The organism is Phyllobacterium sp. 22552 (genome assembly GCF_052044585.1).
Lineage (GTDB): Bacteria > Pseudomonadota > Alphaproteobacteria > Rhizobiales > Rhizobiaceae > Phyllobacterium > Phyllobacterium ifriqiyense.
In genome coordinates this window covers 16440-28883 of record NZ_JBQENG010000001.1, presented here as the reverse complement: position 1 = coordinate 28883, position 12444 = coordinate 16440, and the positions used below count along the sequence as shown (strand labels likewise).

Annotated in this window: 12 protein-coding genes; 5 read left to right on the top strand and 7 right to left on the bottom strand. The window is 52.3% G+C overall.

Translation table 11 applies throughout. The features are described 5' to 3' along the window. Nucleotides 1-60: 60 nt before the first annotated feature. The gene (gene gnd, locus ACTJI9_RS00155; protein WP_440805254.1) at nucleotides 61-1092 is read left to right on the top strand and encodes a phosphogluconate dehydrogenase (NAD(+)-dependent, decarboxylating); all 1032 of its coding nucleotides are present in this window, start codon (nucleotides 61-63) and stop codon (nucleotides 1090-1092) included. Nucleotides 1093-1135: 43 nt separating this feature from the next. On the opposite strand, the gene ACTJI9_RS00150 is transcribed toward gnd, so the two are convergent. Further along, nucleotides 1136-2140 carry an aldo/keto reductase gene (locus ACTJI9_RS00150; RefSeq protein WP_440805251.1) on the bottom strand — a complete coding sequence of 335 codons (1005 nt, stop codon included), beginning with the start codon at nucleotides 2138-2140 and terminating at the stop codon, nucleotides 1136-1138. A 110-nt stretch (nucleotides 2141-2250) separates the two neighbouring features. Here ACTJI9_RS00150 and ACTJI9_RS00145 point away from each other — a divergent pair, with 110 nt between their 5' ends. The 3 genes from ACTJI9_RS00145 to ACTJI9_RS00135 all read left to right on the top strand — a co-directional run bounded on the left by ACTJI9_RS00145 (nucleotide 2251) and on the right by ACTJI9_RS00135 (nucleotide 5094). Continuing rightward, entirely contained in the window at nucleotides 2251-3159 is a 909-nt protein-coding gene (locus tag ACTJI9_RS00145; protein ID WP_440805249.1) for a LysR family transcriptional regulator, read from the top strand. 92 nt (nucleotides 3160-3251) lie between these two features. Next, nucleotides 3252-4547, top strand: a complete 1296-nt coding sequence (locus ACTJI9_RS00140) for an Hsp70 family protein (protein ID WP_440805246.1) — start codon at nucleotides 3252-3254, stop codon at nucleotides 4545-4547. Between the two features lie 64 nt (nucleotides 4548-4611). Continuing rightward, nucleotides 4612-5094: a MaoC family dehydratase gene (locus ACTJI9_RS00135; protein ID WP_115052237.1), complete on the top strand. Its 483-nt coding sequence runs from the start codon at nucleotides 4612-4614 to the stop codon at nucleotides 5092-5094. A 5-nt stretch (nucleotides 5095-5099) separates the two neighbouring features. Here ACTJI9_RS00135 and ACTJI9_RS00130 read toward each other — a convergent pair whose 3' ends face one another. The 6 genes from ACTJI9_RS00130 to ACTJI9_RS00105 form a co-directional block, all read right to left on the bottom strand. Further along, on the bottom strand, nucleotides 5100-6275 hold the full coding sequence (locus ACTJI9_RS00130; protein ID WP_440805244.1) for an alpha/beta hydrolase: 1176 nt from the start codon (nucleotides 6273-6275) through the stop codon (nucleotides 5100-5102). 263 nt (nucleotides 6276-6538) lie between these two features. After that, nucleotides 6539-7093 carry a sarcosine oxidase subunit gamma gene (locus tag ACTJI9_RS00125; RefSeq protein ID WP_307279966.1) on the bottom strand — a complete coding sequence of 185 codons (555 nt, stop codon included), beginning with the start codon at nucleotides 7091-7093 and terminating at the stop codon, nucleotides 6539-6541. Further along, entirely contained in the window at nucleotides 7086-10064 is a 2979-nt protein-coding gene (locus ACTJI9_RS00120) for a sarcosine oxidase subunit alpha (protein WP_307279969.1), read from the bottom strand. Before ACTJI9_RS00120 ends, ACTJI9_RS00125 begins: the two co-directional genes overlap by 8 nt. Before the next feature lie 3 nt (nucleotides 10065-10067). Beyond that, nucleotides 10068-10427, bottom strand: a complete 360-nt coding sequence (locus ACTJI9_RS00115; RefSeq protein ID WP_115052233.1) for a sarcosine oxidase subunit delta — start codon at nucleotides 10425-10427, stop codon at nucleotides 10068-10070. Between the two features lie 21 nt (nucleotides 10428-10448). Further along, nucleotides 10449-11702, bottom strand: a complete 1254-nt coding sequence (locus ACTJI9_RS00110) for a sarcosine oxidase subunit beta family protein (RefSeq protein ID WP_115052232.1) — start codon at nucleotides 11700-11702, stop codon at nucleotides 10449-10451. A gap of 79 nt (nucleotides 11703-11781) precedes the next feature. Further along, on the bottom strand, nucleotides 11782-12072 hold the full coding sequence (locus ACTJI9_RS00105; RefSeq protein ID WP_162802448.1) for a hypothetical protein: 291 nt from the start codon (nucleotides 12070-12072) through the stop codon (nucleotides 11782-11784). Nucleotides 12073-12100: 28 nt separating this feature from the next. On the opposite strand from ACTJI9_RS00105, the gene rpsU reads away from it, so the two are divergent. Beyond that, nucleotides 12101-12352 carry a 30S ribosomal protein S21 gene (gene rpsU, locus ACTJI9_RS00100; protein WP_008124734.1) on the top strand — a complete coding sequence of 84 codons (252 nt, stop codon included), beginning with the start codon at nucleotides 12101-12103 and terminating at the stop codon, nucleotides 12350-12352. The last annotated feature ends 92 nt before the right edge of the window (nucleotides 12353-12444 follow it).

Sequence of the window (12444 nt, the reverse complement as noted above, 5' to 3'; positions counted from 1 at the left end):
CCTGGCCCGTAATGCCATCCCTTCAAGGATATTTTTCAACCTTCCCCCGGAGATTTAGAAATGCAACTCGGTATGATTGGATTGGGCCGTATGGGTAACAATATGACCCAACGGCTGATGCAGCACGGACACGAATGCGTTGTTTATGACGCGCGCGCTGAAAGCATGGCTGCATTGGAAGCGCTGGGGGCTACGGCAAGTGCGTCTCTGCAGGATTTCGTTTCCAAACTGTCCAAACCACGGGTTGTTTGGCTTATGCTTCCCGCTGCTGTTGTCGACAAAGTTCTGGATCAACTCGTACCATTGCTGGATAAGGACGATATCCTGATCGACGGTGGCAATTCCTATTATCATGATGACATCAGGCGCAGCGGAGCCTTGCGGTCAAAAGGTCTTCACTATGTTGATGTGGGAACCAGCGGCGGCGTATTCGGCCTGGAGCGCGGCTATTGTCTCATGATCGGCGGCGAAAAACCCACCGTTGAGCATCTCTCTCCCATTTTTGCCGCTCTCGCACCTGGCAAAGGTGACTTGCCGATCACTGAAAGCCGCCCCAAAGACCTTGCCAGTACAGCCGATCAGGGGTTTCTGCATTGTGGACCGCACGGTGCCGGACACTTCGTCAAAATGGTCCATAATGGCATCGAGTATGGGTTGATGGCCGCTTACGCCGAAGGTCTGAATATTCTGCGAAATGCGGACATCGGCATGCGTGAGCATGTAGTTGACGCGGAAACCACGCCATTGCAAAATCCAGAACACTATCAATACAAGCTTGATTTGCCAGAGATCGCCGAAGTGTGGCGTCGTGGCAGTGTTATCAGTTCATGGTTGCTCGATTTGACTGCCGATGCCCTTTATGGTGATCCCGGCCTGGAGAGCTATGAAGGCCATGTTTCCGATTCCGGTGAAGGACGCTGGACCGTCATCGCTGCCATTGATGAAGCTGTGCCAACGCCCGTCCTCAGCGCTGCTTTGCAGGAACGGTTCTCATCGCGCGGCAATGCTGACTTTGCCAACAAGATTCTCTCCGCCATGCGCAGCGAGTTCGGCGGGCATAAAGAAAAGCCCGCGAACAAAACCGCAGGCTAATCTGTGTCTATTTAGATAGGGCTGACAGACCGGCCCTATCTATCTAACCATGTGCGCTGACTTCACTATCGAGATGCGCCATCTGTGCAGCGGTATAACGGGCGCCCGCTGCCGAGCCTTTTGGCACAGCTTTTTCGATCGCTTCCAAGTCCTCACCGGTGAGTGCAACGTCAAGGGAACCCAAGGATTCAGTCAACCTGTCACGACGCCTAGCGCCCACAATCGGAATGATATCCTTACCCTGCGCAGCAACCCATGCGATGGCGATCTGTGCGACAGAAGCGCCCTTCTTGTCAGCAATCGCTTTGAGCGCCTCGACAAGCGCCAAATTCTTGTCGACATTTTCGCCCTGGAACCGGGGACTATACGCACGGAAATCGGTAGGTGCCGCTGCATCCTTCTGCCAATGCCCACTGATCAGTCCGCGTGAAAGCACGCCATAGGCAGTGATGCTGATGCCAAGCTCGCGGCAAGTTTGCAAAATGCCGTCCTCAATGCCGCGTGAGATCAATGAGTACTCAATCTGGAGATCAACAATCGGGTGAACGGCAGCCGCACGCCGTATCGTTGCCGAACCAACCTCGGACAGGCCAATATGTTTGACGTAACCTGCCTTTACCATATCGGCGATTGCACCGATTGTGTCTTCAATTGGCACATCAGGATCAAGCCGGGCTGGCCGGTAAACATCGATATAATCAACATTCAGCCGTTGAAGCGTATAGGCGAGCGAAGACTTGACCGCCGCGGGTCTTCCATCAAATCCGATCCATCCGGCACTCGGATCGCGAAGCGCTCCGAATTTAACGCTTATCAGTGCATCTTCACGCTTTCTGCCCTTCAATGCCTCAGCTATCAGCATTTCATTGTGGCCCATACCGTAAAAATCGCCCGTATCCAGCAAGTTGACACCGGCATCCAAAGCGGCATGAACTGTAGCAATGCTCTCGGCACGATCGGAGGGTCCGTACATGCCTGACATGCCCATGCAACCGAGTCCAATTTCAGAAACCTTCGGGCCAGTTGCACCAAGTTGATGATATTGCATTCTAAAACTCCGTATTTTCCTGTTTATGAGCTCTCGAATGCAACTATAAAAGATTTCAATTTGTGCGATAATCCGCTTTATCATGCACGGGTTGTTCGGAAAAGCGTACAATGAATGAACCAGACCTTTCTGATTTGAGCGCGTTGGTCGCGATCACGGAAACCCGCAGCTTTCGGGCTGCAGCAAAAGTTCGCGGCGTTTCCGCATCATCACTCAGCGATGCAATACGCCGCCTTGAAGAGCGGCTTAATGTCCGCCTTTTGAACAGGACCACACGAAGCGTCACACCAACGGACGCCTGTACGCAATTGCTGGAGCGTTTAAAGCCCGCAATGGGCGAGATCGCTGGCGCGCTGGATGCCTTAAACAGCTTCCGCGACAGCCCCACTGGAACACTCAAGTTAAATGTGCCGATTATCGTCGCCCGTAGTATCCTGCCACCTATCGTCAACAGGTTCCTTCTTAGTCATCCAGGGATCAGTCTCGACATCCTCGCAAGCGATACATTCATTGATATCCTCGCCGCGGGCTTTGATGCCGGTATTCGCTATGATGAGAGTATTGAACGCGACATGATCGCAATTCCAATCGGGCCGCGCACGCAGCGGTTTGTTCTGGCCGCAGCACCTGATTACCTTGACACTCACGGCACGCCAGAGCACCCGCGCGATCTCATCAACCATGCCTGCATTCGCCATCGCTTTGCGAGCGGCGTCTCCTTTGCATGGGAGTTTGAAAAGAATGGGAAAACTGTGAAAGTTACTCCCAAGGGTCCTTTGCTCGCATCTTCTATCGAAGTTGAGCTCGGAGCGGCGATTGCTGGCCTTGGCTTGATATACACTTTCGAAGAAACGATTATGCCTGCATTCCAAAGCGGTGAACTTGTGCCTGTAATGCAATCCTGGTGGCTCAGTTTTACCGGCCCTCGGCTCTATTATCCCAGCCGCAATCATATGCCTGCGCCGTTACGCGCTTTCGTTGATTTCATAAAGAGCGATCACAAGCTGTCCCTTGCATAGCGCGCAATGGTGTGCGATGACGCGCCTCCCAAATCGAAAGCGCATTGAGCGCGCAAAAAATAGCAAAATATAACAGCACAAGGAGCGCGGCCATGGCTCAGGCGCTGGGTTTTGACTTTGGCACAACCAATTCCGTCATGGCATTGGCAGATGGAGCCACCACACGGTCAATGACATTCACTAGTCGGGCTGGCGAAGCCGATAGCATGCGGACGGCACTGTCTTTCATGAAGGATCCCCTGGCGGGTGCTGCCTCTTTGAAGGTTGAGGCCGGGCACGCGGCGATACGGCAATTCATTGATCATCCTGGCGAATGCCGTTTTCTCCAATCCATAAAGACATTTGCGGCAAGTGCCCTCTTTCAAGGCACATTGATCTTTGCGAAACGGCAAACTTTTGAAGACCTCATGGAGGTTTTCATAAAGCGGTTGCGGGTATATGCGGACGATAATTGGCCGTCCGAGGTCAGCCGGATCGTAACCGGTCGCCCCGTCCATTTCGCGGGAGCCAATCCCAAACCGGAACTGGCAATGCAGCGCTATAGCGAGGCGCTCACGCGTTTTGGTTTTCCTGAAATGCACTTCGTTTATGAGCCCGTCGCTGCTGCCTTTTATTTCGCTCAACATTTAAAATCAGATGCGACAGTCTTGGTAGCTGACTTCGGCGGCGGCACGACTGACTATTCGATCATTCGGTTTGAAAGCTTCGCAGGCAAATTGAAGGCAACACCTGTCGGTCATTCTGGCGTCGGCGTTGCGGGCGACCATTTCGACTATCGCATGATAGACCAGATCGTTGCGCCACAGATTGGCAAGGGAACATATTTCAAGAGTTTTGACAAAAGGCTGGAAGTTCCTTCGTCTTGGTATGCAAATTTTGGACGCTGGAACCAGCTTTCTATCTTCAAAACCTCACGTGAATTCGTCGAGTTAAAGAAGCTTGTCCGCAGTAGTTTTGATCCGGAAAAACTTGAGACTTTTGTTGATCTCGTCGAACATGACGAAGGATACCCGCTCTATCAGGCAGTGTCCGCAACGAAGATGGCACTATCATCGGCGGAAGAAGCCGAGTTCAATTTTGCCCCTCTCGGGTCCGGCGGCAAAAAGACGATCAAACGTTCAGATTTTGAAAGCTGGATAACAGAAGATCTGGATAGGATTGAAGGCGCGCTGGATGAAGTCATGACAAAAACAAACACGTCTCCGGCCTCAATCGATAAAGTGTTCTTGACGGGTGGAACATCCTTTGTCCCTGCTGTTCGAAGCATTTTCACCAAACGCTTTGACGAGGGCCGGATCGAGAGCGGGGGTGAACTCCTCTCTATTGCGCACGGACTGGCACTGATCGGTGAACGCGACGATATTGCTCAATGGACAGTTCAGGGATGACAATCGGGGCGGAACCGACTATCGAAACAAACCACATTCTGCATATGTTTGGAAAGTCGATATTATGAAAGAAGCGATAACGCTCAAACAATTGAAAGCAGCGGTCGGGACTGAAATCGGTTGCTCCGAATGGCGTACCGTCACGCAGGAAATGATCAATCTGTTTGCCGACGCTACCGACGATCATCAATTCATTCACGTCGACCCGGAGCGTGCTGCAAAAGAAACTCCGTTTGGCGGCACCATCGCCCATGGCTTCCTGACGATTTCATTGCTTTCCACCCTGGCCTATGAAGCACTGCCGATGATTGAAGGTGCCACAATGGGTATCAATTACGGTTTTGACAAAGTGCGCTTCATGTCTCCAGTCAATACTGGCAGGCGTGTGCGTGCACGCTTCAAGCTTGTGGATGCAGATATCCGCCCCTCAGGCCGTGTCCTCAACAACTACGAAGTCACTTTGGACGTCGAAAACCTTATCAAGCCTGCATTAGTGGCAAATTGGCTGACAATTGCAGTGCTCGAGCATCCACCAGAAATGGATTGAGGTTTTCAGCCTATCCGACCCTTTTCATCAAGTGGCGCCGCTTCTCCGTCATACTTGGTCATCAATTCGGCAAACATAAAGGGCCCCTGCACAAACATGCCCATGTCGTAGGTGTTGCGTATCTGTGCTCCTTTGAGAAACAACAGGTGCATCTTGAAGAAATTCTTCTTTGCCCGCGCATACCGCGCTGGCTTGTGAACATTCTTGAATCTTATTCGACGGATGATGGGCGCTACCTTCGGTTCAATCCCCAGCGCCCCTGCCGGATCTGACTTATAAAAATGTATAATGTCGGAAATGGCCTGGAATTCCACCCAAAGCACTGGCGTTTCCTGCATGACAACCCGGATATCTTCCTTCAAGCTTATTGCTCGGGGGTGCAATGCGATCATCAGGAGGCACGACCCCGCTGCAACCAGCGATACCGGTCTGTTTTTCAATAGTTCCGGTTGCGCGCGCCAGACATCAGCGATTGCTTCTACGGCTGGCACAGTTCCCAGGCTATGGGAAATTATAATGACCTCATCCGCGTCACTTGCCTCCAGCTTCCTGATCAGGTGATCGGCGAAACCGCGACGACGCAGGAGCAACTCACTGTTGCGACCATGAATTCGATCAGACGCCGCAGCCCAATCATCAAGCAGATAGGAAAAGAATATTTTATCTCCCGGCCAGCGAATAAGGATACGGCAAGCTACAAGCGCGAGGGGAACACTCCATAACAAATGCCAAGGATTGAAGTCTGCCCAGATGGGCGACAAACCGACGCCAAGCAGTACCATCGTTATTATGCAGGCAAGAGCAAAGGGCCACATGAAGAAGAGGCAAAATCGCCAGCTGGTGCGCAGGTATCGATAGAAGGTGCCCGATAAAAGAATATCAAGAAAGGCCATCAGGCCTGTCGCAAAACGGGTGATGACGCCTCGTGCAGAATAGATATCGAAAATATCGGCAGTGCCATACTGGCAGAATTCGGTTTCGGTGCTCCAATTCGCTCCCGTAGTCTCAATGGGCATGGCAGCAACACCAGACCCCTCGCCCACCATTGGTCCGGCAATCGTTTTTGTGTTCCACAACCTATTGAAGTCACCTGAACTATTCAGATAACGCCCACGAACTGCATCAGGATGCAAACCTTCATAACCAGTGAAATTGATAACCAGACGTTTCTTGACCGCCATATGCTTCTCTATGCAAGATGACCACCGAATCGGTGGTCATCCGCATCCCATCATAAAAAACGACGGCGTAATTGTGTTTGTCGACGCAGTCAGCGCCTGTTTACATCATATCCGGAAAATTGCACATCATTGCAAATGTCGCGAGCGCAGTCCTTGTTTTGTATGCGCTCAGATTGCCGGCACCTTGCTTAGTGCACAGGCTCTACCATTATCCATCTGAAAACCGAATTTTACTGTCGGCCCGAAAGGAACCTATCTCTTAGTTACACGGCAACGTCTCGAGCAGATTCCTGAAGAAACGCATAGGCATAGTTTGAGAATGACCGCCAGCATTCCACGCGGAACTCATTTTCAGCCAAGCGCCAAAGGACAATCTCGATCTTGCCGAGGACTGTCCTCGAAGCAGCTCCTACCGGAAATACTGCCAGTGAAAGATCTTGCGGACACCCACCGTTGACCACAGCATCGGCCCCCTTGCCGGAAACCAAAATTCCTATATTGCGATGCGAAATATCTACCGCAGAATGTAGAACTTTAGCTTTGGCAATATCTGCGACGACACTGCTATCTGCGGTATCAATGATGAGCCATTCATCAGGACCCAACCATAGTGCTGATCTCGTGCCCTCGGATGTGGACGTCTTGGGCTTCGTTGGCAATGACAGGCCAAGAGCCTTCGAAATCGCAGGAATTGCATCTTCCCGGGCACGAAGCGATAAGCGAGTGGCATTTTCAGCCAGCGTTACCGAAACGGATAAAGCGCTGGAATGACCGGCCTGCAACGGATGCAGTCGTGTTGCGCCGATAACCTCAACCATTGAGCCGTTCTCCTTTTTCATCGAAGAAGACCATTCCGGTTACTTCAACCTCGATCACACCATTTGGCATTGGCACGTAAAGTCTCTCGCCTAATCGCTTTGTTCCGTCGATCACCAGCGCCAGTGCAATGGAACGACCGCAATTTTCTGACCAGTAGGAAGATGTAACATGGCCGATCATTGTCATCGGAACAGGCTGGTTAGGATTGGCCACGATTTGCGCACCCTCCTCCAACACAATCTTCGGATCGACTGTCTTCAATCCGACAAGCTGTTTGCGCCCATCAGAAACAAGATCACGGCGCAGAAGACCACGAATACCAACATAGTCCGTTTTATTCTTGCCGATGGCCCAAGTCAGACCGGCATCCTGCGGGGTAACAGTTCCGTCAGTATCCTGGCCGACAATGATGTAACCCTTTTCCGCACGCAGGACGTGCATTGTTTCAGTACCGTAAGGCGTAAGGCCAAACGGCTTACCCTGTTCATAGACCGCTTCCCAAACGGCTTTGCCGTAGTCCGCTGGTACGTTGATTTCGTAACCAGCTTCACCAGTAAACGACATGCGGAACAAGCGGGTGGGAACACCACAAATTTTACCCTCCCGCACACTCATATGCGGCATGGCTTCGTTCGAGAGATCAATTCCTTCCACGAGCGGCGAAATGATTTCACGGGCCTTCGGACCTTGCACGGCGATTACAGCCCATTGCTCTGTTGTCGAGGTCAACCATACGTTCAGATGTGGGAATTCAGTCTGAAGGTAATCCTCCATATGGTGCATCACGCGTGGAGCACCACCCGTTGTCGTTGTCACATGGAACCGGTCTTCTGCGAGACGACCGACAACACCGTCATCGTAGATAAAACCATCTTCCCGCAGCATGATGCCATAACGGCAGCGGCCCACTCCGAGCTTTTCCCAAGGATTTGTATATAGGAGTTCGAGAAATTTGGCCGAGTCAGGCCCAACAACTTCGATCTTGCCCAATGTTGAAGCATCAAAAATGCCCGCTTGATTGCGTACAGCAACACATTCCCGATTGACTGCCGCGTGCATGTCCTCGCCAGCTTGAGGATAATACCATGCACGTTTCCACTGTCCGACATCCTCAAACGGAGCGCCTTGAGCCTCGTGCCAGGCATGCATGGGTGTGCGGCGCGTCGGATCAAACAAATCATGGCGGGCATGATTGACGATCGCGCCAAAAGTGACAGGCGTGAATGGCGCCCGGAACGTTGTGAGACCCACCGATGGAATCGGCTTGTCCAAAGCTTCCGCAGCAATAGCCAGACCATGCAGATTGGATGTCTTGCCTTGGTCCGTCGCCATACCATTGGTAGTAAAACGCTTGATATGCTCTATGGAGTGCATGCCTTCGCGAACCGCCAGCCTGACGTCTTTGGCGGTCACGTCATTCTGGAAATCCACAAAAGCTTTAACGGTCGTATCGGCCCCTGCTCCCGGAGCAGATCCGATCATCCCGGCGATCCAATTGGTGCCACCAGTTGCAACTATTGTACCAGCTTGCCCGCCGCCAGCCGCAATGGCCTCATCGAGGGCAGACTGCAAATTGTCGGTACCGTTGCATGCACCGACGGACACGCAATTTTGCGCGTAAGTTCCCGGCAGGAAGCGCTCATTGTCGGCGTCCCAAGCCACCTTGCCACGCGACTGCGAAAAGAGGTGAACCGAAGGCGTCCAGCCCGCCGACATGATCAACGCGTCAACTGTGATCTTTCGCTCGATTCCACCCTCGTTTGGCTTGATGGATATGGAGGAAATGCGACGCTTGCCGCCAGCGCTGTAGACAGCATGGCCGGTCAGCACCTCTATGCCGAGTGAGCGCGCCTCATCAATAATGGCGGATGATGGGTTATTGCGTGTATCCACAATGACCGGCACGTCAATGCCGGCACGCTTTAAGTCGATCGCTGCTGCGTAGGCCGAGTCGTTGGCGGTATAGACTCCCACCTTTCGGCCAACTGCAACGCCATACTGGTTGAGAAACAGGCGGGCGGCAGATGCGAGCATAATGCCCGGGCGGTCATTATTGGCAAAAACCATATGTCGTTCAATGGCACCTGTTGCCAGAACCACCTTGCTTGCTCGAACCTGCCAGAGACGCTCACGGGGCATTTCAGCAGCAGGGCGGCTTAAATGGTCGCTAAGTCGTTCAACCAGCCCAACAAAGTTTTGCGCATAGTAACCGAACGCCGTCGTGCGGGTAAGGACCCGAACATTTTTCATTTCGCGCAGTTTGGCATAGGCTGCAACAGCCCATTCGTAACCACTGATGCCATCAATCTGAACGTCATTTTCATAGCGTAATGCGCCACCAACCTCGGGCTGCTCGTCGCAAAGAATAACTTGCAAGCCAGTGGACGCCGCACTTAAAGCTGCCGCAAGGCCTGCGGCTCCAGCGCCAATTACCAGTACGTCACAATGCGCAAAGCGATTGGAGTAACGATCCGTATCGGGCTCGCCCGGTACGACACCGAGTCCAGCGGCTGCGCGGATTTTCGGTTCATATATCGTTTTCCACGCGAATTTCGGCCACATGAAAGTTTTGTAGTAAAAACCAGCTGGCAGCATTGGCGAAAAAACATCATTGATCGCGCCAATGTCGAATGTCAGCGACGGCCAGCGGTTTTGCGATTTTGCCTTCAGGCCATCGTAGATTTCTTGGACTGTCGCACGAACGTTTGGTTGTTTGCGTGACTTGTCCCGCTCGATATCAACAAGAGCATTCGGCTCTTCGCTGCCTGCGGAAAGAATGCCACGTGGCCGGTGATATTTGAACGAACGACCAACCAGATGGATGCCGTTAGCAAGCAGAGCCGAGGCGAGTGTGTCACCTTCCAGTCCTGTCAAATTTTGACCGTCAAAGGTAAATCGCACTGTTTTTGCAGGAACGAGGCGGCCAATGCCTGCAATGCGATTGCTGCCGGAATGAGTGGATTGAGCCATAAATCAAAGCTCCGCTTTCTTTGTGCGGGGCGCACGTTTTTTTACCGATGCCACTTCTTGTGAAGCATTTGCGGACAGAAGTGCGTCCAATTCAGGCTTTGGCTCACCAGCCTTGTAAACGGTCAGGAATTTGTCCGACACTGAATCGCGAACAGCATTGAAGAATCGTCCGCAGCCATGAATGTGGCGCCAGCGTTCAAATTGCAAACCTTTGGGGTTCTGCCTGAAATAGAGATAAGACGCGAAATCCTCGTCGGACTGTTCAATGATCGAAGAATTGCGCACAAGATGCGCTTCGCCTGCATTGCGGAACTCCAGTTCCGGACGCTCTTCTTCGCAATAGGGGCATTTGATGAGAAGCATAATATCTATCTCTCTTGAAAATCAGTGTGCAACAGCCGCAGCAGCGGCTTCATCGATCAAACGCCCGGTCGTGAACCGCTCAAGCGTGAACGGCGCATTGATCCTGTGCGGCTCGTCGCGCGCAATCGTATGGGCGAAAACATTGCCCGAACCGGGAGTGGCTTTAAAACCGCCTGTTCCCCAACCACAATTAACGTAAAGCCCTGGCACAGGTGTCTTTGCGAGAATGGGAGAACGATCGGGTGTCACATCAACAATGCCACCCCAAGACCGCAGCATTTTCAGGCGCGTGAGAACCGGGAACATCTCGCAGATCGCATCGAGCGTATGGTTGATAATGTGCAGTCCGCCTGTCTGCGAATAGGATGTGTACTGATCTGTACCAGCGCCAATGACCATCTCGCCCTTATCCGACTGCGAGATATAGGCATGGACCGTATTCGACATGATCACGCAGGGAATAAGCGGCTTGACCGGCTCTGAAACCAGGGCCTGCAGCGGATAGCTCTCGAGCGGCATACGAACACCCGCCATGTTCATCAAAACAGAGGTGTGACCGGCGGCGACAACACCAACTTTCTTGGCATTGATCGGGCCACGATTGGTATCTACGCCAAGCACAGCGCCATTTGGAGCGCGACGAATACCCGTAACCTCGCAATTTTGGATGATGTGAACGCCTCGGTCCGCGGCAGCGCGGGCATAGCCCCACGCAACCGCATCATGCCGCGCCGTACCACCACGCCGCTGCAAGGCAGCGCCGATGATGGGATAACGCGCATCTGATGAAAGGTTGATCGGTGGGCAAAATTCCTTGACCTGCTCCGGTGTCAGCCACTCATTATCGATGCCGTTCAGCCGGTTTGCGTGGATGTGCCGTTTGAAGACCTGAACATCATGGATATTGTGCGCAAGCATCATTACGCCCCGCGCCGAATACATCACATTGTAATTCAAATCCTGACTCAACCCCTCCCAGAGCTTCACAGCATGTTCGTAAATACCTGCCGATTCGTCATATAGATAATTCGAGCGGATAATGGTCGTGTTGCGGCCGGTATTGCCACCGCCCAGCCAACCCTTTTCCAAAACGGCCACGTTGGTGATGCCATGTTCTTTTGCCAGGTAGTACGCAGTTGCCAGTCCGTGACCGCCCGCTCCGACGATAATAACGTCATATTCTGACTTGGGTTCAGGCGAAGACCATTGCTGATCCCAGCCCTTATGGGCACGCAACGCCTCCCTCGCCAAAGCAAATACCGAATATTTCCGCATCATCCATTCCTAGCAATTGGGCCTTGGCAAAATAGCCACTGCAAAGCGATTATTAATGAGTGGCGTCGCTTGATCCTGTTCAAATATCGACATCGACTTTAAAAGCCAGAACCATGCTTTTATGCATCAGTATCGCATCCAGCCAAAGCTCTTTTGCCATTTTGCGACGGAGATTGGCGCTTCGCGTTAGATAATCCCAAATTACATAATTGCTGGCGCTTTGAGACAAATACTCACCGGTGTTTACAACTCTGTCATGGACATCGATAAAAGTTTCTGCTAATGGCCACCCCAGTTTGCGATAGATGACTGTCGCGAAGTTTGGTTTTTGTTCCCTGCTCAATGGACAGGCGTCAAAAATCAGGCTCAACGAAATTCTAAGAGATACAGGAAAAACCGTGCAGGTACTCGTACGCGAAAATAATGTTGATCAGGCCCTCCGCGTCCTCAAGAAGAAGATGCAGCGCGAAGGCATGTTCCGCGAAATGAAGATGCATGATCATTACGAAAAGCCATCGATCAAGCGTGCTCGCCAGAAGGCAGAAGCAATCAGCCGTGCTCGCAAGCTGGCTCGTAAGCAGGCTCAGCGTGAAGGCCTCTTGCCGATGCCTGTTAAGAAAGTTCCGGCCCGCGCTTCCGCGGCTCGTTAATAGACAACTATCGACGCCTTGACGCGACAAGGGGTGGAGTGGCTTGTGTCACACCGCCCTTTTTTCGTTTGTCGGAATAGGAACATTTTCGC

Bases quoted from the DNA above. Each gene is read 5' to 3' on its own strand.
- ACTJI9_RS00145 (WP_440805249.1), top strand. From the start codon at position 2,251: ATGAATGAACCAGACCTTTCTGATTTGAGCGCGTTGGTCGCGATCACG.
- ACTJI9_RS00150 (WP_440805251.1), bottom strand. From the start codon at position 2,140: ATGCAATATCATCAACTTGGTGCAACTGGCCCGAAGGTTTCTGAAATT.
- ACTJI9_RS00115 (WP_115052233.1), bottom strand. From the start codon at position 10,427: ATGCTTCTCATCAAATGCCCCTATTGCGAAGAAGAGCGTCCGGAACTG.
- ACTJI9_RS00120 (WP_307279969.1), bottom strand. From the start codon at position 10,064: ATGGCTCAATCCACTCATTCCGGCAGCAATCGCATTGCAGGCATTGGC.
- ACTJI9_RS00135 (WP_115052237.1), top strand. From the start codon at position 4,612: ATGAAAGAAGCGATAACGCTCAAACAATTGAAAGCAGCGGTCGGGACT.
- ACTJI9_RS00140 (WP_440805246.1), top strand. From the start codon at position 3,252: ATGGCTCAGGCGCTGGGTTTTGACTTTGGCACAACCAATTCCGTCATG.
- gnd (WP_440805254.1), top strand. From the start codon at position 61: ATGCAACTCGGTATGATTGGATTGGGCCGTATGGGTAACAATATGACC.
- ACTJI9_RS00110 (WP_115052232.1), bottom strand. From the start codon at position 11,702: ATGCGGAAATATTCGGTATTTGCTTTGGCGAGGGAGGCGTTGCGTGCC.
- ACTJI9_RS00125 (WP_307279966.1), bottom strand. From the start codon at position 7,093: ATGGTTGAGGTTATCGGCGCAACACGACTGCATCCGTTGCAGGCCGGT.
- ACTJI9_RS00130 (WP_440805244.1), bottom strand. From the start codon at position 6,275: ATGGCGGTCAAGAAACGTCTGGTTATCAATTTCACTGGTTATGAAGGT.